20 protein-coding genes and 1 other RNA gene are annotated in these 22,825 nt (G+C 46.7%); 18 read left to right on the forward strand and 3 right to left on the reverse strand.

What is annotated here, in order from left to right; genetic code table 11:
* Positions 1–125: 125 nt before the first annotated feature.
* The 13 genes from ICN34_RS00540 to rnpB all read left to right on the forward strand — a co-directional run bounded on the left by ICN34_RS00540 (position 126) and on the right by rnpB (position 15,985).
* Positions 126–3,965: an FAD/FMN-binding oxidoreductase gene (locus tag ICN34_RS00540; RefSeq protein ID WP_072582712.1), complete on the forward strand. Its 3,840-nt coding sequence runs from the start codon at positions 126–128 to the stop codon at positions 3,963–3,965.
* On the forward strand, positions 3,965–4,363 hold the full coding sequence (locus ICN34_RS00545; protein WP_216120213.1) for a gamma-butyrobetaine hydroxylase-like domain-containing protein: 399 nt from the start codon (positions 3,965–3,967) through the stop codon (positions 4,361–4,363). The genes ICN34_RS00540 and ICN34_RS00545 overlap by 1 nt, the downstream gene beginning before the upstream one ends.
* Positions 4,363–5,106, forward strand: coding sequence for a bifunctional demethylmenaquinone methyltransferase/2-methoxy-6-polyprenyl-1,4-benzoquinol methylase UbiE (gene ubiE / locus ICN34_RS00550; RefSeq protein ID WP_216120215.1), 744 nt, complete (start codon positions 4,363–4,365; stop codon positions 5,104–5,106). The genes ICN34_RS00545 and ubiE overlap by 1 nt, the downstream gene beginning before the upstream one ends.
* A 70-nt stretch (positions 5,107–5,176) precedes the next feature.
* The gene (locus ICN34_RS00555; protein ID WP_216120217.1) at positions 5,177–6,085 is read left to right on the forward strand and encodes a Tim44 domain-containing protein; all 909 of its coding nucleotides are present in this window, start codon (positions 5,177–5,179) and stop codon (positions 6,083–6,085) included.
* A 53-nt stretch (positions 6,086–6,138) separates the two neighbouring features.
* On the forward strand, positions 6,139–6,759 hold the full coding sequence (locus tag ICN34_RS00560) for an SCP2 domain-containing protein (protein WP_216120219.1): 621 nt from the start codon (positions 6,139–6,141) through the stop codon (positions 6,757–6,759).
* A 3-nt stretch (positions 6,760–6,762) separates the two neighbouring features.
* A complete protein-coding gene (ubiB, locus tag ICN34_RS00565) occupies positions 6,763–8,349 on the forward strand; it encodes a ubiquinone biosynthesis regulatory protein kinase UbiB (protein ID WP_216120221.1) in 1,587 nt (528 codons plus the stop codon).
* A gap of 52 nt (positions 8,350–8,401) precedes the next feature.
* Positions 8,402–9,055 carry a DUF502 domain-containing protein gene (locus ICN34_RS00570; protein ID WP_072582718.1) on the forward strand — a complete coding sequence of 218 codons (654 nt, stop codon included), beginning with the start codon at positions 8,402–8,404 and terminating at the stop codon, positions 9,053–9,055.
* A 16-nt stretch (positions 9,056–9,071) separates the two neighbouring features.
* Positions 9,072–10,871 carry an aspartate--tRNA ligase gene (gene aspS, locus ICN34_RS00575; protein ID WP_072582719.1) on the forward strand — a complete coding sequence of 600 codons (1,800 nt, stop codon included), beginning with the start codon at positions 9,072–9,074 and terminating at the stop codon, positions 10,869–10,871.
* A 21-nt stretch (positions 10,872–10,892) separates the two neighbouring features.
* Positions 10,893–11,336, forward strand: a complete 444-nt coding sequence (nudB, locus tag ICN34_RS00580; protein WP_216120223.1) for a dihydroneopterin triphosphate diphosphatase — start codon at positions 10,893–10,895, stop codon at positions 11,334–11,336.
* A 37-nt stretch (positions 11,337–11,373) separates the two neighbouring features.
* Positions 11,374–13,197, forward strand: a complete 1,824-nt coding sequence (locus tag ICN34_RS00585; protein WP_216120225.1) for an ABC transporter ATP-binding protein/permease — start codon at positions 11,374–11,376, stop codon at positions 13,195–13,197.
* A 9-nt stretch (positions 13,198–13,206) separates the two neighbouring features.
* On the forward strand, positions 13,207–14,559 hold the full coding sequence (locus ICN34_RS00590; protein ID WP_216120227.1) for a glycerate kinase: 1,353 nt from the start codon (positions 13,207–13,209) through the stop codon (positions 14,557–14,559).
* Position 14,560: 1 nt separating this feature from the next.
* Positions 14,561–15,619: a dihydroorotase gene (gene pyrC, locus ICN34_RS00595; protein ID WP_216120230.1), complete on the forward strand. Its 1,059-nt coding sequence runs from the start codon at positions 14,561–14,563 to the stop codon at positions 15,617–15,619.
* 59 nt (positions 15,620–15,678) lie between these two features.
* An RNA gene (gene rnpB / locus ICN34_RS00600) (RNase P RNA component class A) lies at positions 15,679–15,985 on the forward strand.
* On the opposite strand, the gene ICN34_RS00605 is transcribed toward rnpB, so the two are convergent.
* A complete protein-coding gene (locus tag ICN34_RS00605) occupies positions 15,986–16,408 on the reverse strand; it encodes an OsmC family protein (protein WP_216120232.1) in 423 nt (140 codons plus the stop codon).
* A 409-nt stretch (positions 16,409–16,817) separates the two neighbouring features.
* On the opposite strand from ICN34_RS00605, the gene rplM reads away from it, so the two are divergent.
* The 4 genes from rplM (at position 16,818) to erpA (ending at position 19,279) form a co-directional block, all read left to right on the forward strand.
* Positions 16,818–17,246: a 50S ribosomal protein L13 gene (gene rplM / locus ICN34_RS00610; RefSeq protein WP_072582725.1), complete on the forward strand. Its 429-nt coding sequence runs from the start codon at positions 16,818–16,820 to the stop codon at positions 17,244–17,246.
* Positions 17,247–17,255: 9 nt separating this feature from the next.
* Entirely contained in the window at positions 17,256–17,657 is a 402-nt protein-coding gene (rpsI, locus tag ICN34_RS00615) for a 30S ribosomal protein S9 (RefSeq protein ID WP_072582726.1), read from the forward strand.
* A gap of 120 nt (positions 17,658–17,777) precedes the next feature.
* Entirely contained in the window at positions 17,778–18,836 is a 1,059-nt protein-coding gene (gene argC / locus ICN34_RS00620; protein ID WP_216120604.1) for an N-acetyl-gamma-glutamyl-phosphate reductase, read from the forward strand.
* A gap of 68 nt (positions 18,837–18,904) precedes the next feature.
* On the forward strand, positions 18,905–19,279 hold the full coding sequence (erpA, locus tag ICN34_RS00625; protein WP_216120234.1) for an iron-sulfur cluster insertion protein ErpA: 375 nt from the start codon (positions 18,905–18,907) through the stop codon (positions 19,277–19,279).
* 40 nt (positions 19,280–19,319) lie between these two features.
* Here erpA and ICN34_RS00630 read toward each other — a convergent pair whose 3' ends face one another.
* Positions 19,320–20,447, reverse strand: a complete 1,128-nt coding sequence (locus ICN34_RS00630) for an anhydro-N-acetylmuramic acid kinase (RefSeq protein ID WP_216120236.1) — start codon at positions 20,445–20,447, stop codon at positions 19,320–19,322.
* A gap of 76 nt (positions 20,448–20,523) precedes the next feature.
* Here ICN34_RS00630 and tyrS point away from each other — a divergent pair, with 76 nt between their 5' ends.
* On the forward strand, positions 20,524–21,756 hold the full coding sequence (tyrS, locus tag ICN34_RS00635) for a tyrosine--tRNA ligase (RefSeq protein ID WP_072582896.1): 1,233 nt from the start codon (positions 20,524–20,526) through the stop codon (positions 21,754–21,756).
* Here the strand turns inward: tyrS and ruvB are convergent.
* Positions 21,753–22,823 (reverse strand): Holliday junction branch migration DNA helicase RuvB, encoded by a 1,071-nt coding sequence (gene ruvB, locus ICN34_RS00640; RefSeq protein WP_072582728.1) that lies wholly within the window; start codon positions 22,821–22,823, stop codon positions 21,753–21,755. The two genes, tyrS and ruvB, sit on opposite strands and share 4 nt — an antisense overlap.
* Positions 22,824–22,825: the final 2 nt, after the last annotated feature.

A 22,825-nucleotide genomic window follows, 5' to 3' on the forward strand; every position in this document is an offset into this window, starting at 1 on the left:
GTACCACGGATGGCTCCTAAGCCCTTAGATTTGCAAGGGTTTATCCCTTTGGGGAGCAACTTTCTCGGAATCCTGCCACTATCAGGTTCACTCAATTAAAATGCTTATTTATCAAATATGTCGCTATGAACGCACCATTAGCTTTGAACCAGTTGTTGGATGCTGAGGCGGGCTCCCCCCGTCTTCGCGAAATTCCCTACAACTACACCTCCTTTTCTGATCGAGAGATTGTGATTCGCCTATTGGGCGAGGAGTCATGGCGTGTTCTCAACAACTTGCGTGGCGTTCGCCGTACAGGTCGTTCCGCCCGCATGTTGTTTGAAATTCTGGGCGATATTTGGGTGGTTCAGCGCAACCCGTTCTTGCAAGATGATTTGCTGGATAGTCCCAATCGCCGCAAACAATTAATTGATGCACTCTGGCATCGCTTGGGCGAAGTCAAGAAGCGCAATAGTGGTGATTCTGCTGACCAAGTAGAAATTCTATTAAGTGCCGCTTATCGCGCAATCGAAAATTTCGAAAACGGATTTAAAGAAGTTGAAGTCATTCGTAAGCGTGCTCGTAAGGAGTTAGGTCGTCATACTGCTGCAGACAATATTTGCTTTGATGGTGTGTCTCGTGCTGCTCACGTTACCGATGCAACAGACTGGCGCGTGGAGTTTCCACTCGTTGTTCTAAAGCCGGATTACGAATCTGAAATTCCTGGTTTAGTGAAAGCTTGTATTGAATTAGGGCTGACCATTATTCCTCGTGGAGGTGGTACTGGTTATACCGGTGGCGCTATTCCGCTGTATGCAATGTCGGCAGTGATTAACACTGAAAAGTTACAAGATATTGGCGGCGTAAAAGCTAAAAAACTACCAGGCTTAGATCGTGAAGTATCTACCATCTTTACTGGCGCAGGCGTTGTGACCCGTCGCGTATCTGATGCTGCAGAGCATGCTGGTCTTGTGTTTGCAGTTGATCCTACTTCTGCCGATGCAAGCTGCATTGGCGGCAATATTGCCATGAATGCGGGTGGTAAGAAAGCGGTTCTTTGGGGAACTGCTTTAGATAATCTGGCTAGCTGGCGCATGGTGGATCCGCAAGGCAATTGGTTGGATATCGAGCGTCTTGAACACAATATGGGCAAGATCCATGATGTGGCAACTGTCCGCTTTCAGCTCACTTGGTCTGATGGCAATAGCGAGCCGGGTCAGCGCATTCTAAAAACAGAATTATTAGAAGTTGAAGGCAGACGTTTCCGCAAAGAAGGTTTAGGTAAAGACGTTACTGATAAATTTTTATCAGGTTTACCTGGTGTGCAAAAAGAAGGTTGTGATGGTTTGATTACTAGCGCAACTTGGGTATTGCATCGCATGCCTAAATTCATGCGCACGGTTTGCTTGGAGTTTTTTGGTCAAGCGCGAGAAGCGATCCCCAGTATTGTGGAGATCAAAGCATACTTAGATGGCTTAAGCAAGCAAGGTGGCCCAATCTTGGCCGGCCTAGAGCATTTGGACGATCGCTATTTAAGAGCGGTGGGTTATTCAACTAAATCAAAGCGCAATAGCTTGCCGAAGATGGTATTGATTGGCGATATTGCTGGCGATGATGAAGAAGCCGTTGCTGCAGCTACTAGTGAGGTAGTGCGGATGGCGAACTTACGTGTTGGCGAAGGCTTTGTTGCAGTCAGCGCTGAGGCTCGTAAGAAGTTCTGGCTCGATCGTGCCCGCACAGCTGCGATTGCCCGTCATACCAATGCTTTCAAGATTAATGAAGACGTCGTGATTCCTTTGCCGCGTATGGGTGAGTACACCGACGGTATCGATCGCATCAATATTGAGCTCTCTCTCAAGAACAAGTTGCAAGTACTCGATGGTCTTGAGACTTTCTTGAAAAAGAGCGCATTACCGCTAGGTAAGAGTGATGCTGAGTATGAGATCCCTACAGCAGAAATCTTGGGAGATCGTGTTCAGCAAGCCCTAGAGCTTATTGCCAAGGTCCGTGGGCGTTGGGCTGAGTGGCTCATTGAGATGGACTCTTATTTTCCGCGACTGCAGGATTACAGTCTGCGCGCTTCATGGAAAGAGGAAGTGCGCTCAGAGTTGCGCATCATCTTTGGTGGTTTGGCATTTGAGCCGATTCTGGCCGAGCTAGAAGCAATTCACAAAAACGTGTTGCGTAAGCGCGTATTCGTCGCGTTGCACATGCATGCTGGCGATGGCAACGTTCATACCAATATCCCGGTGAACTCGGATGACTACGAGATGTTGCAAGATGCGCATCGCGCCGTAGATCGGATCATGAAATTAGCCCGCTCATTAGACGGTGTGATTTCCGGTGAGCATGGTATTGGTATTACTAAATTAGAGTATTTAACAGAAGCTGAACTCAAAGATTTCCGCAGCTATAAGAATCGCGTTGATCCAGAAGGCCGCTTTAATAAAGGCAAGTTGATGCCACATGCTGATCTGAGCATGGCCTACACGCCTAGCTTTGGTTTGATGGGCCATGAGTCAATCATCATGCAGCAAAGCGATATTGGTGCTATTGCTGATAGCGTAAAAGATTGTTTACGTTGCGGCAAATGTAAACCTGTTTGCTCGACCCATGTACCTCGTGCAAACTTGCTCTATAGCCCACGCGACAAAATCCTCGCAACATCACTATTGATTGAAGCCTTCCTATATGAAGAGCAAACTCGACGTGGTGTTTCGATTCGCCATTGGGAAATGTTTGATGATGTCGCAGCGCATTGCACGGTTTGCCATAAGTGCTTAACTCCATGCCCGGTCAATATCGACTTTGGTGATGTGACCATGAACATGCGTAATCTCTTGCGCAAGATGGGGCAGCAGCGCTTTAATCCTGGCACAGCAGCATCCATGTTCTTCTTGAATGCCACCAGCCCAGAATCGATTAATCTTGCTCGCAAGACGATGATCGGTTGGGGTTATAAGTTGCAACGCCTGGGTAATGATGTCTTACGCAAGTTTGCGAAAAAACAAACTGCCCATCCGCCTGCAACAGTAGGAAAGCCGAGCGTTAAAGAGCAGGTGATCTTTTTTGTAAATAAGAAGATGCCTGGCAATCTACCCAAGAAAACGGCGCGTGCTTTGTTGGACATTGAGGATGCGAACTACGTTCCAATTATTCGTGATCCTAAGACAACTTCTGCAGATACTGAGGCGGTGTTCTACTTCCCGGGTTGCGGATCTGAGCGCTTGTTCTCTCAGGTTGGTTTGGCTACTCAGGCGATGTTGTGGAATGTAGGTGTTCAAACGGTTCTGCCACCAGGCTATCTCTGTTGCGGCTACCCACAGCGTGGTAATGGCGACTTTGATAAAGCAGAGAAGATGATCACGGATAACCGTGTGTTATTCCATCGTGTTGCCAATACCCTCAATTACTTGGATATCAAGACCGTGGTTGTTTCTTGTGGCACTTGTTATGACCAGTTAGCTGGCTACCAGTTCGAACAGATTTTCCCTGGCTGCCGCATTATTGATATTCATGAGTTCTTGGCAGAGAAGGGCGTTAAGCTCTCTGGCGTAACGGGTGTGAAGTATATGTATCACGATCCTTGCCACTCTCCAATGAAGTTACAAGACCCTTTGAAGACGGTGAATGAGTTAATTCAACTCGAAGATGGTAAGGCGATTGCGAAGAATGATCGTTGCTGCGGTGAATCTGGCACATTAGCCGTCACACGTCCTGATATTTCTACTCAAGTGCGTTTCCGCAAACAGATTGAGATGGAAAAAGCGGCGACTGAATTGCGCAAAGATGATTTCACTGGCGAAGTCAAAGTGTTAACTAGTTGCCCATCATGCTTACAAGGCTTGACACGTTTTGATGCGGATAGCGACACTACAGCCGATTACATCGTTGTTGAAATGGCTCAGAAGCTACTTGGTAAAGACTGGATGCAGGACTATGTAGCCAAGGCTAACCAAGGTGGCATTGAGAGGGTCCTCGTTTAATGATTCCAAGTAATATCGTTGTGCATCAGCAATCCAAGGTCTTGGAACTCTCTTACGAGGGCGGCAAGATTTATCGCCTGCCGTTTGAGTTGTTGAGGGTTTTATCTCCTTCCGCCGAAGTTCAGGGCCATGGGCCTGGGCAGGAAACATTACAGACGGGCAAGCGTGATGTTTTGATTGCCAACATTGAACCCGTTGGGCACTATGCACTCAAGCCTAGCTTTTCTGATGGGCACGACTCTGGCTTGTTTACCTGGGATTATTTATTGTTTCTGTGTGAGAACCAGGAGCAGTTATGGAAAGAGCATTTAGATAAATTGGCCGCCGCTGGCTTAGACCGCGATACACCGATGACACAAGCAGGCAGTGCATCAGGCCATTCTTGTGGAAGTCACTAATGAGTAAAACGCACTTCGGGTATCAAAGTGTTGATGAAGCTGAAAAAGCCGGCAAGGTTGCCGAGGTTTTTCATTCGGTAGCCAGCAAGTACGACGTCATGAATGACCTGATGTCATTCGGGCTGCATCGGGTTTGGAAAAAAGTGACGATTGCTCGTGCAAATGTTCGTCCTGGCCAAAAGATTTTGGACATTGCTGGCGGTACTGGCGATCTCGCCGCGGCTTTCGCAAAAGCGGCTGATTGGGGACGCAACCCAGATGCTCAAGTTTGGTTAAGTGATATCAATGCTTCTATGTTGGGTGTGGGGCGTGACCGCCTATTGGATCGCGGTATGGCTTTGCCTTGCGTTCAGTTTGATGCCGAAAAAATTCCTTTTCCGAATAATCATTTTGACGTGGTGACCGTTGCCTTTGGTTTGCGTAACATGACACATAAAGAGATGGCTTTAGGTGAAATGTGCCGTGTGATCAAACCTGGTGGCCGTGTTTTGGTATTGGAGTTCTCTAAGCCTGATGCCTTTTTGCAACCCGTATATGACACTTATTCATTTAAGGTTTTGCCTTGGTTGGGTGAGAAGATTGCACAAGATTCAGAAAGCTATCGCTATTTAGCTGAATCGATTCGCATGCATCCCGATGCAGAAACCCTTAAAGAAATGATGTTGGGGGTTGGTTTTGATGAAGTGGAAACCCACAGGATGACTGGGGGTATCGTTGCCTTACATATTGGTATTAAATACTAATAGTCGTATAGTTTTTAAAGTCTTAAAAACTAAAGAAGTTGAGTAGTTATCAGAAGGGGTAAATCTAAAAATGAATAAACATTTTTTTAAAGCAGTTCTCTTGAGCTTTACTTTGATCATTGCAATGGTTGGTCAGGTTGATGCTGCTCGCTTAGGTGGCGGAAGAAGTCTTGGACGCGCGCCAAGTGCACCAATGCAACGTCAGACTGCTCCTGTGCAAAAGCCAGTTCAGCAAGCACAGCCGACTTCCCCAGCCCCCGCCCCTCAAGCACCTGCGCCTAGTCGTTTTGGTGGCATGGGTGGTATTTTGGGTGGCTTAGCTGCGGGCCTGGGAATTGGTTACCTCTTATCGCATTTTGGTTTAGGTGAAGCAGCCTCTTCATTAATTACTGGTTTGCTGATCGCAATGTTGGCTGGCTTTGTCATTATGTTTGTGATTCGTAGATTATTGCCAGCGATGTCTGGTGCTGGTCAAAACTCAAATGCGCCATCACAAGGCATGCAGCGCAATAGCGTTGAGATGCCCAGACAAGAACCTGCATTCACTCCTGCTGCAAATGCATTCGGTGGGGTGAGTGCAGAGCCTGAGGTATTTCAGTCAACTTTGCCCCCTGGTTTCGATCAGCAAACATTTTTGGAAAATGCAAAACAATATTTTGTCACTTTGCAAAAAGCTTGGGACCAAGGTGATCTTGCATCCTTACGTGAATTTACAACTCCCGATATGTTTGCCACGATTCAGCAAGATTTAGCTGGTAGAACTGATGGCAGTAATCAAACAGATGTCGTGACTATTAATGCTCAGCTCTTAGGGGTTGAGACGGCAGATGCCCATTATTTCTGTAGCGTTCAGTTCAGCGGCATGATTCGTGAGCAGCAGGGAGCTCCAGCGAGCGACTTCTCCGAAATCTGGAATTTAAGCAAGCCTGTGGAAGGTCCTGGCGGCTGGGTACTGGCGGGTATTTCCCAGTTGGTTTAAGCTTTAGGTACTTTCCGTCGGAAAACCCGCACTAGTGCGGGTTTTTTACACTCATGAACAGACATTTTTCGACTACCCATACGATTGCTTCTGGCGCAGCCTGCCGGGGGATTAATCACGTATTGGGTAGCGAGCCTTGGGCGTCTGCTGAATTGGCTCGTCATGCCAACAAAACAATCTTGTTACAACTTCCGCTAGGTAATCTGTGTTTTGAGATCAAGTCAGATGGTTTATTGGCTAACTTAAAAGAGATTGAGGCACCTTCGCTCACTTTGGAGGTTTCTGCCAAGGCATTGAGCGACTTGGCGGGCAGTACTGGCTCTTTGCGAGAGCAAGCTTTCAAAGCAGTCAAAATTACTGGTGATGCAGACTTAGCCCAATTATTGGGTCGTCTTGCAGGACAGTTGCGCTGGGAATACGAGGAAGATTTAGCTCGTCTGATTGGAGATGCACCTGCAAACTTTGCCGTAAGGCAGGGTAAAAAGTTTGTGTCTGCCACACGTTCTGCTGCAAGCGATTTGCTGGACAATGTAGTGGAGTATGTCAGCGAAGAAAAGAAAGTGCTTTTAAATAAACGAGACTTTATGGTTCTTAAATCCGAATTAAGTGATTTGCGCGAGTCTGTAGATCGTATGGAAAAACGTATTCAACTTCTAGAGCAAAAGGCTAAATAAATCGTGCGTCGAATTGCTCGTCTCTTTTTCATTTTCTTTACCGCATGGCGTTATGGTTTATTGCCACTGCTTCGCGATCTTCTAAAGCCGGGCATTCGTCGCGGATTCTTAACAGTGCTTTGCTGGATGTCTCCTGGCAGTCATTTACCTAGAGGTGAGCGTATTCGATTGACGCTAGAGGCACTAGGCCCTATTTTTGTGAAATTTGGTCAAGTACTTTCTACACGTCGCGATTTATTGCCAGAAGATATCGCTAATGAGTTGGCTAAATTACAAGATCAGGTACCACCATTCTCAAACGAAGAATCTCGTCGCTTGATTGAAGCGGATCTAGGTCAACCAATTGAAGAAGTGTTTATTAGCTTTGATGCAACACCTGTCGCTAGTGCCTCAGTGGCACAGGTGCACTTCGGAGTCTTGCGTGGCACAGATAAGCATCCTGAATGGGAGGGTCGTTCAGTAGCCATCAAGGTCTTGCGCCCCGGTATTTTGCCGGTGATTGAGGGTGATTTGGCTTTGATGTACGACTTAGCTAAAGTGATTGAAAAAAGCTCCGAAGATGGCCGCCGTTTAAAACCGCGTGAGAACGTTTCGGAGTTCGATACTTATTTGCATGATGAGCTTGATCTCATGCGCGAAGCCGCTAATGCGAGTCAGCTACGTAGGCAATTTGCGGATTCGAATAAGTTAATGATTCCCGAGATGTATTGGGATTTATGTCACACCAATGTGATTGTCATGGAGAGAATGTATGGCATCTCAATTGGTAAAACGGCAGCACTCAGAGAGGCGGGCGTTGACTTTAAGAAGTTGGCTTCAGATGGCGTAGAGATATTCTTTACTCAAGTGTTTGAGTATGGGTTCTTCCATGCAGATATGCATCCCGGCAACATTATGATTAGCTTAGAGCCAGAAACATTTGGCCGTTTCATTTCTCTAGATTTTGGAATTGTTGGTGCATTAAGCGAATCTGACAAAAATTATTTAGCCTTGAATTTTCTGGCATTCTTTAATCGCGATTACCGCCGAGTTGCTGAGTTACATATTGAATCGGGTTGGGTTCCGGCGAATACCCGCGTTGAAGAATTAGAGGGTGCGGTACGTTCAGTTTGCGAACCGTATTTCGATCGCCCTCTGAAAGAAATTTCCTTGGGCATCGTGCTCATGCGCCTGTTCCAAACTTCACGTCGCTTTAAGGTAGAAATTCAGCCGCAACTCACTTTGCTACAAAAAACCCTCTTGAATGTCGAGGGTCTGGCTCGTCAACTGGATCCCGACCTGGATCTTTGGAAAACGGCTAAGCCGATTCTGGAAAAATGGGTAAGCAAGCAGTTGGGTTGGCGTGGTCTCATTGATGGCATCAAGGAAGAGGCGCCTACTTGGGCCAAAATTCTGCCAACATTGCCCCGTTTGATTGCGGATAGCCTAGCGCAGGCCCGTTCCCCCATCAAAGACCAAAATGGCGAATTAGAGGTCTTAAAGGCCCTTTTATTGCAAGAAAGACGTACACATCGCCTTTTGGCAGGCGCTTTACTCTTTGCTGGCGGGTTTTTGGCTGGAATTTTGATCATCAGCCTAGGCATTTATTAGTCTCTCGCTGATTGGCTGCTAACCCGCTAAAATAGCGGGTTAGGCAGAACACATGAAAAAATACTTTATCGCTGGCATCCTCGTTTGGGCACCCTTGTCGATCACCATTTGGGTGATTGCTTGGGGCTTGGGCCTGCTCGATGGTGTTTTTGGTTCTGTAATGCACGCCATTATTATTGTTCTCCCTGAGGATGCCGCTAGAGATTTGCAGCATTTCCGCGACCTCCCGGGTGTTGGAATACTGATTGTGATTGTGGTCATCCTTCTCACTGGATTGACCGCAATTAATTTTGCCGGACAGTGGTGGTTAAAAGTTTGGGATAAATTTGTTAATCGCATACCGATTGTTCGTTCCATTTATTCCAGCGTTCAGCAAGTCTCATCCACTTTATTTTCTGGAAGTGGGCAAGCTTTTAGCAAAGCCTTGCTGATTCGATATCCCCATGCGGATTCTTGGGCGATTGCTTTTCAAACTGGCATTCCCGCAAGAGAAGTAACTGCCAAATTGGGTGAAGATTACGTCAACGTATTTTTGCCTACAACCCCAAATCCAACCTCTGGTTTTTTCATGATCGTGCCACGTGCACAAACGATTGAATTAGAGATGAGTGTGGAAGAGGCTCTGAAACATATTGTTTCAATGGGCTCTGTTCCCCCCAATAGTTCTAGTGGTTTAACTGCATCCCAGTTGCCACACCATTTTTGATTTATAGGAAATTGTTATGTCAATGCGAAGCCATACCTGCGGCCAGGTAACCGATTCACTGATTGGTCAAGAAGTCACTCTTGCTGGATGGGTTAATCGCCGTCGTGACCACGGAGGCGTGATCTTTATTGACTTGCGTGACCGCGAAGGTTTTGTACAGGTTGTTTGCGATCCTGATCGCCCAGAAATGTTTGCTCTTGCTGAGCAAGTTCGTAGCGAGTTCTGTATACAGATTAAAGGTCTTGTACGTGCACGTCCTGCCGGCACTGAGAACACGGATTTAGTTAGTGGAAAAGTAGAGATCCTCTGCCATAGCTTGGTGATTCTGAATGCTTCTGTAACTCCGCCGTTCCAGATTGATGATGAGAATTTGTCAGAGACCACTCGATTAACTCATCGCGTATTGGATTTGCGTCGCCCACAAATGCAAAAGAATTTACGGTTGCGTTACAACGTGGCGATGGAGTGTCGTCGTTATTTAGATGATGCTGGCTTTATCGATATCGAAACACCGATGTTAACTAAGAGCACCCCAGAAGGCGCGCGTGATTATTTGGTGCCTTCCCGTGTTCATGATGGCCAGTTCTTTGCGCTGCCACAGTCTCCACAGTTATTCAAACAGTTGTTAATGGTCGCTGGCTTTGATCGCTACTATCAAATTACCAAGTGTTTCCGTGACGAAGACTTGCGTGCGGATCGTCAACCTGAATTTACTCAGATCGACTGTGAAACTGCTTTCTTGAGTGAGTTAGAAATTCGTGATTTGTTTGAAAACATGATTCGACATATTTTCAAGAAGACGATGAATGTTGAGTTGCCTAATCCATTCCCAACCATGCCTTACTCTGAAGGTATGGCGCGTTTTGGCTCTGATAAGCCAGATTTGCGTGTGAACTTTGAATTCACTGAATTGACTGATTTAATGAAAGACGTTGATTTCAAGGTGTTCTCAGGTGCCGCTAACCAAGTGGGTGGACGAGTGGTGGGCTTATGCGTGCCTGGTGGTGCTGAAATTAGCCGTAGCGAAATTGATGACTACACCCAGTTCGTCAGTATCTACGGCGCTAAAGGCTTGGCTTGGATCAAGGTCAATTCCGTTGCTGAAGGCCGCAATGGCTTGCAGTCACCAATCGTGAAGAATTTGCATGATGCGGCGATCGAAGGCATCTTGAAGCGCACGGGTGCAAAAGATGGCGACATTATTTTCTTTGGTGCCGATAAAGAAAAAGTAGTAAACGATGCGATTGGTAATTTACGTTTACGTATTGGTCAGTCCGCTTGGGGTAAAGCGCATGGTCTCTTTACCGAAGGTTGGAAGCCGTTGTGGGTAGTTGATTTCCCAATGTTTGACTACGATGAAGGCGAAGCCCGTTGGGTTGCCTGCCATCATCCGTTTACCAGTCCTAAAGATGAGCACATGAAGCATCTGGAGTCTGATCCAGGTAAGTGCTTGGCTAAAGCGTATGACATGGTGTTGAACGGTAGTGAAATTGGTGGCGGCTCAGTCCGTATTCACCAAGAGGCTGTTCAAAGCCAGGTATTCCGTGCATTGAAAATTGATGCAGAAGAAGCGCAAGCGAAGTTTGGCTTTTTGTTAGATGCACTTCAGTATGGCGCGCCTCCTCACGGCGGTATTGCGTTCGGCCTGGATCGCATCGTAACGATGATGACTGGTGCAGAATCCATTCGTGATGTGATTGCTTTCCCTAAAACACAACGTGCGCAGTGCTTGTTAACTCAGGCCCCAAGCCCAGTAGACGAGCGTCAACTGCGTGAGTTGCATATCCGTTTGCGTCAAGCTACCCCTGCCGCATAAAGCAACTTCAGTAATACCATCTTGAAAATCCCTATTTCGGTTTTAGTCGTTATCTACAGATCGAATAGGGATGTTTTATTGATAGAGCGTGCTGACCGCTCTGGCTTTTGGCAATCTGTCACTGGTAGTCTTGATGCTCTCGATGAGGATCTGGCTTTAGCAGCTACGCGAGAAGTATTTGAAGAGACGGGGATTGCGGTGGTGCGCCTACCAAAAGAGGCGTTGCAAAACCTGCATCATCACATCGAGTATGAAATCTATCCTGAGTGGCGATTTCGTTATGCCCCAGGTGTTACCCGAAATATCGAACATTGGTTTGCGCTAGAAGTTCCGGATAGCACTTCAATCACACTTGCCCCAAGGGAGCATGTTGCATATGAGTGGCTCCCTTATGAAGAGGCCGCTAAGAAATGTTTTTCTCGCAGCAATGGCGAGGCTATTTTGAAATTATTTTCTGCGAACTAAGCCGAGTCAAATAGCCAATTAGGAATAAGATAGAGCGATGAGACATTCATCAGGACATCATCACGGTAGCGCAGATTCAAAAACACCAGGGCGCGGTGATTGGCGCGTCATTCGTGATCTCCTCCCTTATCTTCTGGAGTATCGCTTTCGGGTAATTATTGCCCTGAGCTGTTTAATAGCTGCCAAGGTCGTTAATCTCGGCATTCCAATTGTGATGAAAGAGTTAATTGACTCTTTGGATATCAAAGCAAGTTCTCCCCAAGCCCTTTTGGCTGTTCCCTTGGGAATTATTCTGGCCTACGGCTTATTAAGAATTTCCGCATCCTTGTTTACAGAGTTGCGTGAAGCTTTATTTGCCAAGGTTACCCAGAATGCAGTTCGTAAAGTGGCGCTTCAGGTATTTGAGCATTTGCATTCATTGGCGCTGAGCTTTCATCTAGCCCGTCAGACGGGTGGCGTGAGTCGAGATATCGAGCGCGGTACACGTGGTATTCAGTCACTGATTTCTTACTCGCTCTATAGCATCTTGCCAACAGTAATTGAGTTTTGTTTGGTGTTGGGCTACCTTGCCTATTCATACGATATTTGGTTTGCTGCAATTACATTTATAGCCTTAGTCCTCTATATTATTTTTACGGTGATGGTTACTGAGTGGCGTACCCATTACCGCCGCACTATGAATGATATGGATTCAAAGGCCAATCAAAAAGCCATTGACTCGCTCTTGAATTTTGAAACAGTGAAGTATTTTGGTAACGAGGCCTTTGAGGCCAGGCGTTACGATGAAAACTTGCTGCGCTATCAATCTGCAGCAGTGAAGTCACAAAAGACCTTAGCCGTATTAAATCTTGGCCAGCAGATCATTATTGCTACCGGCTTAATGTTGATTCTGTGGCGCGCTACTGTCGGCGTTGTCAATGGCACGATGACTTTGGGCGATCTGGTGCTGGTAAATACCTTGATGATTCAGCTCTATATTCCGCTTAATTTCTTGGGGGTCATATATCGTGAAATTAAGCAGTCATTAACGGATATGGATCGGATGTTCTCATTGCTGAATACCGATAAAGAGATTGCTGATTCTCCAGATGCAAGGCCGCTACAAGTTCATGACCAGGGACATGGCCCAGACGTTAGGTTTGAGCATGTGTCGTTTCACTATGATGCCAAGCGTGAAATTCTGCGTGATGTCAGCTTCAATATTCCTGCTGGAACCATTACGGCGGTAGTGGGTCAAAGTGGCGCAGGTAAAAGTACTCTCGCCAGATTACTATTCCGTTTTTATGATGTGCAGTCAGGAGAAATTCTGATTGCAGGGCAGAATATTCAAGATGTGACACAGGCTAGCTTGCGTAAAGCAATCGGCATCGTTCCGCAAGATACCGTTTTATTCAATGACACGATTGGTTACAACATTGCCTATGGCGATCCTTCAGCAACGATTGAAGAGGTGCAAGAGGCGGCTAGGGCAGCTCAAATCGATAGCTTTATTAAGCGCTTGCCAGAGGGGTATGACACACAGGTTGGCGAGAGAGGTTTGAAGCTTTCTGGGGGTGAGAAACAACGCGTAGCGATTGCGCGAACACTCCTCAAAAAACCGGCTATGTTGATTTTTGATGAAGCAACTTCAGCTCTAGATTCCAAAACAGAACGCGCTTTTCAGGAAGAGCTGCTCAGTTTGGCCAAGAACCGGACAACCCTCATTATTGCTCATCGTCTTTCAACTATTATTCATGCCGATCAAATTTTAGTGATGGACCGTGGTCAGATTGTGGAGCGAGGAACTCACGAAGAGTTGCTTGCAGCTCAAGGAAGGTACGCGGAGATGTGGCAGATGCAAGAGCGTGCCACGGTTGATTAGAATAGCTGGATGACTCAAAACAGTTCTTTTCCCTCTATGGCAACAAGTAAAGAAGCAATTCTTAAAAATGCTTTTTCTGCTGCAGTAGCGGTTGCTGATCCACAGGTCATTGTTCCCCAGTTCTTAGCAAAGATATTTCCAGTTGGGCAAGAGCCTAAGGGTAAATGTTTGGTAGTAGGTGCAGGTAAGGCTAGCGCTTCGATGGCTAGTGCATTAGAAGCTTATGCCAAATCCCATTGGCCACAGGTGAAGTTAGAGGGCGTTGTGCTGACGCGTTATGGTCACGGCTCACCAACCTCCTTCATCAAGATCGTAGAGGCTGGCCATCCAGTGCCCGATCAAGCTGGCATGGATGGAGCTAAAGAAATTTTTGCCTTAACCAATCAATTGGAAAAGGGCGACGTATTGATCGCCTTAGTCTCTGGTGGTGGATCAAGCCTTCTTACCCTGCCGCAAGAAGGTATCTCGATTGATGATATGCGCAAGACCACTAAAGCGCTCTTGCGTAGTGGTGCACCTATTGAAGAAATGAATGTGGTGCGTAAACATTTATCTGCAATCTTGGGTGGCAATTTAGCTAGAGTAGCTATCGCCCGTGGCGCACGAGTCGAGGCTTTATTAATTTCTGATGTCACAGGCGACTCACCAGCCGATATTGCTAGCGGCCCGTGTGCTGCAGACTACTCAACCTATTTAGATGCACTCAACATCTTGCAAAAATATGATTTAGATGATTCGGTTATCCCTGGATCAGTATTGAATCATCTCAAACAAGGTTTGGCTGGTGAAAAGCCAGAGACTCTGAAAGATTCTGATTTAATCTCCGCTCAAGTGGCCAATCATGTGATTGCAACTGCTTATAAAAGTTTAGAGGCTGCTGCTGACTATGTGAGCACGCAGGGTTATGAACCCATTGTTTTGGGGGACACTATTACTGGTGAGGCGCAAGAAGTTGGTGTGGAGCAGGCTGCGTTAGCTCGTGACTATATGGCTAAGGGAATTGATAGTCCGCTTGCCCTCATTTCAGGGGGTGAATGTACTGTGACGATTCCAGCAGACGTAAAAGGCCGTGGCGGTCGTTGCAGTGAATATCTACTCTCACTTTTAGCTGCTAGCTCTGATTTGCCAAGAATAGCTGCTTTGGCTGCGGATACCGATGGCATTGATGGTAGCGAAAAGAACGCCGGTGCCTGGTTTGATAGCGCCGTGCGCCAATCTAGCCAGACTGCAGGTCTGGTTCCAGAGAAATTCTTATCAGCACATGATTGCTATGGCTTCTTTGCAGAATTAGACGCTTTAGTGGAAACTGGCCCTACACTTACTAACGTGAATGATTTCCGCATTATCTTGCTCGATAAATAATATGTCTAATAGCCCTACACAAATTCAACTGATTCAGCCGGACGATTGGCATTTGCACATTCGTGATGGTGAAGTAATGAAAGATGTGTTGGCAGACACTGCGCGTCAATTTGCGCGTGCGATCATCATGCCCAATCTCAAACCACCAGTAACTACTGTGGATTTGGCTAAGGCCTATCAATCTCGCATTGAATCGAATTTAAAGTCTCTGGGTGTCAGTGACTTCACGCCTTTGATGACTTTGTATCTCACTGACAATACTTCTGCAGATGAGGTTCGTAAGGCCAAGGCTGCAGGCATTGTAGGTTTTAAGTTATATCCAGCAGGTGCAACGACGAATAGTGACGCCGGTGTCAGTGATCTTAAACATTGCCATGCGGCATTAGAAGCGATGCAAGCTGTTGGTATGCCGCTCTTAGTGCATGGTGAAGTAACCAGCTCTGAAATCGATATCTTTGATCGTGAAGCGGTATTCATTGATACGGTTTTAGAGCCTCTTCGTAAAAAATTTCCTGAGCTCAAGATTGTGTTTGAGCACATCACTACCAAGCAAGCAGCCCACTATGTGCGTGATGCAGCAACGGGTGGAAAGAATACGATTGCAGCCACGATTACTCCGCAGCATCTACTCATGAATCGCAATGCTATTTTTGCTGGTGGCATTCGTCCACACAATTATTGTTTACCTGTGCTTAAGCGCGAAGAACATCGCGTTGCACTTTTAGAGGCTGCGTCCAGCGGTAACTCTCGTTTCTTCTTGGGTACGGATAGTGCGCCTCATGCTAAGGACGTCAAGGAGGCAGCTTGTGGTTGCGCGGGTTGTTACAGCGCCTTTAATGCTTTAGGTTTATATGCAGAAGCATTTGAGAGTGTTGGTAAGTTAGACCGGTTAGAAGGCTTTGCTAGTTTCTTTGGCCCTGATTTTTATTCTCTGCCACGCAATAGCAAAAAAATTACTCTGGTAAAGCAAGCGCAAAGCATCCCTGCTGAATTGCCATTAGGCGACACCACCATTGTCCCTTTGCGTGCTGGCGAAACCATCGCCTGGTCACTCGTTTAAAAAACACAAATCATTACTTTCTTAGCCAAATTGGCCTGACTGCGTTAGACTGCAGGCGCAGAGTCAATTGGGCAATCGCCGCCTCTTTATTGAGGGGGAGGAAAGTCCGGACTCCATAGGGAAGGGTGATGGCTAACGGCCATCCACGGCGACGTGAGGAATAGGGCCACAGAGACGAGCGTATTTAGTTACGGTGAAACGCGGTAACCTCCACCTGGAGCAATCCCAAGTAAGCAGGCGATGAGGCGTCCCGCTGAGTCTGCGGGTAGGGAGCTTGAGCCGTCAGGTAACTGCCGGCCTAGAGGAATGATTGCCCCTAGATGCAAATCTAGGCGACAGAATCCGGCTTATCGATTGACTCTGCACTTATTCCGCAATGATTTCGACGCTGTAGGTCAGTTCTGCAGTTTTAGCCAACATAGTCGTAGCCGAGCAATATTTTTCATGTGAGAGCTTTACGGCGCGATCTACCTTTGCCTGATCTAGGTCTTTTCCTTTGACCGTAAAGTGCAAATTAATCTTAGTAAAGACTTTCGGGTCTTCTGAAGCCCTCTCAGCCTGGAGGGCCACTTCACAGCCGGTAATGGCTTGGCGGGCCCTCTGTAGGATTAAAACCACATCAAATGCAGAGCATCCGCCTGCACCCACTAAAAGCAGCTCCATTGGCCTTGGAGCGAGGTTTTTGCCACCAGCTTCAGGGGCACCATCCATGTTTACGAGGTGGCCACTGCCAGTTTCTGCAGAAAAAGCCATCCCGCCATTACCCAACCAACTTACTCGACATTCCATTATTAGTGACCCCTAACTTACTAAATTAATCAATATTATCAATAGTTTACCTATTTTATGGGAAATCAAGTTGCTGCACAGCAACATAAAAAAATTGATTTTGATCAATATTCTTGCGTCGCACCATGCATATGGATACAATAACCATATTGGTAGTCAGTCTTGTATAAGACTGCGACTTACCTCCCAGTGTCTCCTCCACCCAAACATAGGTGGATTCCAACCCAGGACTCGTTCCTGGGTTTTTTTTAGGTTACAATTCAAGGCTTTACTGAATTACCGAGCCGGTCAGCGGTAATTTGTTGTACCAAGTAAATTGCAGAATCTGCGAGCTTGCAAACATAAGCAGGGCCAAGGTGGATGTAATTTGGTTGGGGTAATTTTTTTGACTATAACAATTTTAGAAATCATGAAAACTTTTTCTGCAAAATCCCATGAGGTAGTGCATGAATGGTTCGTGATTGACGCTACGGACAAAGTCCTCGGTCGTGTCGCCAGTGAAGTGGCACTCCGTCTACGCGGCAAGCACAAGCCTGAATACACCCCACACGTTGATACTGGCGACTTTATCGTTGTCATCAATTCATCTAAGCTCCGTGTCACAGGCACAAAAGGCTTGAACAAAATTTATTACCGTCACAGCGGATACCCAGGTGGTATTAGCTCGACCAACTTCGACAAGATGCAAGACCGTTTCCCAGGTCGCGCTTTGGAGAAGGCTGTGAAGGGTATGTTGCCAAAAGGCCCACTAGGCTATGCCATGATCAAGAAATTGAAAGTTTATGGCGACGCTAATCATCCGCACACGGCTCAACAGCCTAAAGCGTTAGAGATTTAAGGAACCCAAATGGCTATTAATTACGGAAATTGGAATTACGGTACTGGTCGTCGCAAGAGTTCTGTGGCGCGTGTATTCATTAAATCTGGCAAGGGCGAAATCATTGTTAATGGTAAGCCTATCGATGCCTATTTTGCTCGTGAAACATCACGCATGATCGCTCGTCAGCCTTTGGCTCTCACAGCCCACTTAACGACCTTTGATATCAAAGTAAACGTTTCTGGTGGCGGTGAAACTGGCCAAGCTGGTGCAGTTCGTCACGGCGTTACTCGTGCATTAATCGACTACGACAACGCCTTGAAGCCAGCCCTGTCTAAAGCAGGTTTGGTAACTCGCGATGCTCGTGAAGTTGAGCGTAAAAAAGTTGGTCTGCACGGCGCGCGTCGTCGTAAGCAGTTCAGCAAGCGCTAATTCTTTCAGTCGCTCAAGTTTTATCGAAAGGGTCGCGCAAGCGGCCCTTTTTGTTTCTACAATTGAGGTATTCAGAAGTTTTAAAAGAAACTTCTCATGATCGGTATTTTGGAGAATGGCATGATTAAAGTTGGCATCGTAGGTGGCACTGGATATACCGGAGTGGAATTGTTGCGTTTATTGGCGCAGCATCCTGAGGTAGAGCTCACTGCAATTACTTCTCGCACAGAAGCTGGCATGCCAGTGGCTGAGATGTTTCCATCTTTGCGTGGCCGTGTTGCTCTCAAATTTACGACGCCAGATGAAGCCAAGCTGAATGAATGTGATGTGGTGTTCTTCGCAACTCCACATGGCGTTGCAATGGCACAAGCAAAAGAATTGCTCGCTAACAATGTGAAGATTTTGGATCTTGCCGCAGACTTTCGTTTGAAGGATATTAAAGAATTTGCAAAGTGGTACGGCATGGAGCACACCTGCCCAGAAATTTTGGCTGAGGCTGTTTATGGTTTGGCAGAGATTAATCGTGAGGCCATTAAGAAAGCGCGCATAGTTGGTTTGGCGGGTTGCTATCCAACATCAGTGCAGCTAGGTCTAGCGCCTTTGCTGTCACCTAAATCGACTGGCGGCAAACACCTTATCGATGGCACGCATATTATTTCTGACTCAAAGTCAGGCACTTCTGGTGCTGGCCGGAAAGCTGAGATCGGTACACTATTGTCTGAAGCAAGTGATAACTTCAAGGCCTATAGCGTGAAGGGGCATCGCCATTTACCGGAAATCGAACAGGGCCTGAAGGCAATCGCTGGCCATGATCAGATCGGTTTGACTTTCGTACCGCATTTAACGCCGATGATTAGAGGAATTCATTCGACTTTGTATGTCCGGTTGACTGAGGCTGGTAAAGATGTGGATTACCAAAAGCTTTATGAGAATTTCTATAAAGATGAGCCATTTGTCGATGTCATGCCAGCAGGCAGTCATCCAGAGACGCGTTCTGTACGGGGTAGCAACGGTATTCGGATTGCGATCCACCGTCCAGGCGGCGGTGATACTTTAGTTATTTTGGTAGTTGAGGACAATTTGGTGAAGGGCGCTTCAGGCCAAGGTGTGCAGTGTATGAACCTGATGTTTGGGTTACCAGAGACTATGGGCCTTACCCAGATCGCTGTTTCCCCATAATGACCCTTCAGCAAACTGGGCATTAAAAGCCTAAAATAAGAAATTGCCTTTTGAATTAGGAGTAAATCATGACCGAATTAGCTACACAACCTGCACAAGATTTAGCCGAGCCGCCAACCCCATTGGTGTTCACGGATAGCGCTGCTACGAAAGTGGCGGACTTGATTGCTGAAGAAGGCAATCCAGAATTGAAGCTGCGCGTATTCGTTCAAGGTGGCGGTTGCTCAGGATTTCAGTATGGCTTCACATTTGATGATGCTGTGAATGAAGATGACACTCTCTTTGAAAAGAATGGCGTTACTTTGTTGGTAGATTCAATGAGCTTCCAATATTTGGTTGGCGCTGAGATTGACTATAAAGAAGACATCAACGGATCACAGTTTGTGATTAAGAATCCAAATGCGCAAACTACTTGTGGATGCGGATCTTCTTTCTCTGCTTAAATAAAAACGAACTTAATTAATATTTAATTAAGCAGCGAAGTTAAGCTGGGTAACAAGCACCTAGAATTCTAGGACCCTTCGCTCCCGTAACGGCTGGCAAATTTGCTGGCCGTTTTTCTTTATGAGCCCACGCTAGCCATGCAAAAGCAAGGCCTTCCACAAGTTGCGGATCAATTCCTGCGGATTCACTCGTAGTAATTTCTAATGGCTTTTTGAAGAAATTCTGCGACTTCACTTTGAATAAATTCATCAAAGCATTATTTTTAGCGCCGCCTCCACAGACAATCAGCTTCTGGGTTTGCGGGGCATAACGGGCTAAAGCTTCGAGGGCGGAGTACGCTGTCAAATGTAGCAAGGTCGCTTGCACATCTTCACAAAGATAATTTGCACCACTCAATTTTTCTTGCGCCCAAGCAAGATGAAAGTCGTCTCTACCAGTGCTCTTGGGCGGAACTTTTGCAAAGAAAGAATCAGACAGCATTTTTGCAAGCAGTTCTTCATTCACTTTTCCCTGCAATGCCCAATTACCATTTTCATCATAGGCATTACCTTGATGTTCGTGTATCCAGGCGTCCATCAGCATATTGCCTGGACCACAATCAAAACCAGTTACTTCGCCATTCTTAGGAAGTAAGGTGAGATTAGCGATGCCACCGATATTGAGAATGGCTAAATTTTTATCTTCTACAAATTGCTGCGCATGAAAGGCTGGTACTAATGGAGCGCCATGTCCACCAGCAGCTAAATCACGACTTCTAAAGTCAGCAACAACATCAATGCCAGTCTTTTCTGCCAAGAGAGCGGGATTCAGTGTTTGATGTGTATAAGCCATATCACCTAGATGAGGTTGGTGGCGAATAGTCTGACCATGTGCGCCGATGGCGGCGATATCAGAAGGCTTTAGATTTGCTTTTTGGAGCAGCTGGCCAATGGCTTCTGCATATGCCAGGGCCAAGGCATTGCCAGCCTGTTTTTCTCGGTGAAGCTCATTTGGGCCAGGGCTTTGAAGCTCGGATAGGGTCTTGCGGAGCTCCGCTGAGAAAGGGGCGCTAATGGCGTCTAGCGCACTAGCTTCCCCATTAGCCCCTATCTTCGCTAGAACAGCATCTATCCCATCCAGGCTGGTGCCAGACATTAGGCCGATATAGAGGGAATGGAGTTTGTTCATTTAGCTCTCAGGAATGCGACAATTATGCTTTAGCAATTTAACTACTAATTTAACTGAATCAGCAATCCGAATCAGCATGACGGCTAAACCAGAACAAAAATATCCTTTGACCCCTGAAGTCTTTGCGGCGCTCGAAGTCACCAAACGTGGCTGCGATGAGCTATTGGTTGAGGCAGACTGGGTTCAGAAACTGGCTCGTAGCCAAGCTACCAAGACTCCACTCAGGATTAAATTAGGTTTAGATCCTACGGCTCCTGATATTCATCTGGGTCATACCGTTGTTTTGAACAAGTTGCGCCAGTTACAAGACTTAGGTCATACCGTAATTTTCTTGATCGGTGATTTCACTAGCATGATTGGTGATCCATCGGGTCGTAACGCTACCCGCCCTCCATTGACCGCAGAAGAAATCGCAGTCAATGCAGAGACTTACTATCGTCAAGCGAGTATGGTGCTCGATCCTTCTAAAACCGAAGTGCGTTACAACAGCGAGTGGTGTGATCCTTTGGGCGCGCGCGGCATGATTCAGTTGGCTGCTAAACATACTGTTGCTCGTATGCTCGAGCGTGATGACTTTACGAAGCGCTATCGCAATGGTGTGCCTATTTCGATTCATGAGTTTTTATATCCACTCATGCAAGGCTATGACTCCGTTGCACTGAAGAGTGATTTAGAGCTTGGTGGTACGGACCAGAAGTTCAATCTTCTAGTTGGTCGTGAACTCCAACGTGAGTATGGCCAAGAGCCTCAATGTATTTTGACGATGCCACTACTCGTTGGTCTTGATGGTGTTGAGAAGATGAGTAAGTCTAAAGGCAATTACATTGGTATCAGCGAGCCTGCTGGCGATATGTTTGGCAAGCTCTTGAGCATTTCGGATGATTTGATGTGGGACTACTTCACATTACTGTCATTCCGTCCAATGGCTGAGATTGATTTGATGAAGCAAGAGGTTGCTGCTGGCAGAAACCCAAAAGACTGCAAAGTACTGCTCGCACAAGAAATCGTGGCACGCTTCCACTCGCAAGCTGCAGCAGAAAAAGCCTTAGAGGACTTTAATCACCGCGCTAAAGGTGGCGTACCTGACGACATTCCAGAAGTAAATCTTTCTGGGGCGCCTATGGCAATCGCCAATCTTTTGAAGGCTGCAGGTCTTGCTCCATCTACATCTGAAGCGATGCGCAATATTGAGCAAAACGGCGTAAAGATTGATGGTGTAACCGTTGCTGATAAGCAATTAAAGGTTGAAGCTGGAACTTACGTAGTGCAGGTTGGTAAGCGTAAGTTCGCCAAAGTAACGCTAGCTTAAATATCCAAGCTAGCACTTCCGCTAGGCGGAGTTAATCCAAAGTGTTCATAGGCTTGACGGGTTGCCACTCGGCCGCGTGAAGTTCTTTGTAGGTAGCCTTGTTGAATGAGGTAGGGCTCAAGAACATCTTCAATCGTGTCGCGCTCTTCACCGATGGCTGCTGCCAAGTTATCGATACCTACCGGGCCACCATCAAACTTGTGCAAGATCGCTTCTAAGAGTTTTCTGTCCATCACATCAAAGCCACTTGGATCCACGTCCAGCATCTTGAGTGCAGCGTCGGCCATAGCCTTAGTAATGGTGCCGGTGCCCTTTACTTCTGCATAGTCACGTACGCGGCGTAATAGACGGTTAGCAATACGAGGAGTGCCACGAGCACGCTTTGCAATTTCTACGGAGCCTTCTGGATCGATATCAGCCTTAAGTAAGCTAGCTGAGCGATTAATGATTTTAGTGAGTTCTTCAGTCGTGTAGAACTCGAGTCTGGCCACAATACCAAAACGATCACGCAATGGATTGGTCAGCATGCCGGCACGAGTAGTTGCGCCGATCAGGGTAAATGGTTTGAGATCAATCTTCACGCTGCGCGCTGCAGGGCCTTCGCCGATCATGATATCTAGGCTGTAGTCCTCTAGCGCGGGATACAGAATTTCTTCCACAACTGGAGATAGACGATGAATCTCATCAATAAAGAGAACATCGTTTTCTTCTAGATTTGTTAGTAAGGCAGCAAGATCGCCAGGCCTGTCTAGAACAGGGCCGCTCGTTTGGCGCATGTTCACACCAAGCTCTCTTGCAATAATGTGAGCAAGAGTTGTTTTACCAAGTCCAGGAGGCCCAAACAAGAGAACGTGGTCTAAGGCTTCTTGGCGCGCTCTCGTAGCGCTGATGAAAATCTCTAATTGTGCTCTGGCCTTAGTTTGGCCAACATACTCATCGAGTTGTTTAGGGCGAAGGGCTCTTTCAAAGACGGCTTCAGTATTGCCTGCTGCACCGCTCACAATGCGGGCATTACCTTCCGGTAAATCTTCAGGAATAGAGCTGAGGTCGTCTGTATGTATTGCCATGC

The sequence above is a fragment of the Polynucleobacter sp. Tro8-14-1 genome, assembly GCF_018881655.1.
Classification (GTDB): domain Bacteria; phylum Pseudomonadota; class Gammaproteobacteria; order Burkholderiales; family Burkholderiaceae; genus Polynucleobacter.

Excerpts from the sequence above, each read along its gene's own strand:
- ICN34_RS00540 (WP_072582712.1), top strand. The coding sequence starts at position 126 with ATGAACGCACCATTAGCTTTGAACCAGTTGTTGGATGCTGAGGCGGGC.
- ICN34_RS00545 (WP_216120213.1), top strand. The coding sequence starts at position 3,965 with ATGATTCCAAGTAATATCGTTGTGCATCAGCAATCCAAGGTCTTGGAA.
- ubiE (WP_216120215.1), top strand. The coding sequence starts at position 4,363 with ATGAGTAAAACGCACTTCGGGTATCAAAGTGTTGATGAAGCTGAAAAA.
- ICN34_RS00555 (WP_216120217.1), top strand. The coding sequence starts at position 5,177 with ATGAATAAACATTTTTTTAAAGCAGTTCTCTTGAGCTTTACTTTGATC.
- ICN34_RS00560 (WP_216120219.1), top strand. The coding sequence starts at position 6,139 with ATGAACAGACATTTTTCGACTACCCATACGATTGCTTCTGGCGCAGCC.
- ICN34_RS00570 (WP_072582718.1), top strand. The coding sequence starts at position 8,402 with ATGAAAAAATACTTTATCGCTGGCATCCTCGTTTGGGCACCCTTGTCG.
- aspS (WP_072582719.1), top strand. The coding sequence starts at position 9,072 with ATGTCAATGCGAAGCCATACCTGCGGCCAGGTAACCGATTCACTGATT.
- ICN34_RS00585 (WP_216120225.1), top strand. The coding sequence starts at position 11,374 with ATGAGACATTCATCAGGACATCATCACGGTAGCGCAGATTCAAAAACA.
- ICN34_RS00590 (WP_216120227.1), top strand. The coding sequence starts at position 13,207 with ATGACTCAAAACAGTTCTTTTCCCTCTATGGCAACAAGTAAAGAAGCA.
- pyrC (WP_216120230.1), top strand. The coding sequence starts at position 14,561 with ATGTCTAATAGCCCTACACAAATTCAACTGATTCAGCCGGACGATTGG.
- ICN34_RS00605 (WP_216120232.1), bottom strand. The coding sequence starts at position 16,408 with ATGGAATGTCGAGTAAGTTGGTTGGGTAATGGCGGGATGGCTTTTTCT.
- rplM (WP_072582725.1), top strand. The coding sequence starts at position 16,818 with ATGAAAACTTTTTCTGCAAAATCCCATGAGGTAGTGCATGAATGGTTC.
- rpsI (WP_072582726.1), top strand. The coding sequence starts at position 17,256 with ATGGCTATTAATTACGGAAATTGGAATTACGGTACTGGTCGTCGCAAG.
- argC (WP_216120604.1), top strand. The coding sequence starts at position 17,778 with ATGATTAAAGTTGGCATCGTAGGTGGCACTGGATATACCGGAGTGGAA.
- erpA (WP_216120234.1), top strand. The coding sequence starts at position 18,905 with ATGACCGAATTAGCTACACAACCTGCACAAGATTTAGCCGAGCCGCCA.
- ICN34_RS00630 (WP_216120236.1), bottom strand. The coding sequence starts at position 20,447 with ATGAACAAACTCCATTCCCTCTATATCGGCCTAATGTCTGGCACCAGC.
- tyrS (WP_072582896.1), top strand. The coding sequence starts at position 20,524 with ATGACGGCTAAACCAGAACAAAAATATCCTTTGACCCCTGAAGTCTTT.
- ruvB (WP_072582728.1), bottom strand. The coding sequence starts at position 22,823 with ATGGCAATACATACAGACGACCTCAGCTCTATTCCTGAAGATTTACCG.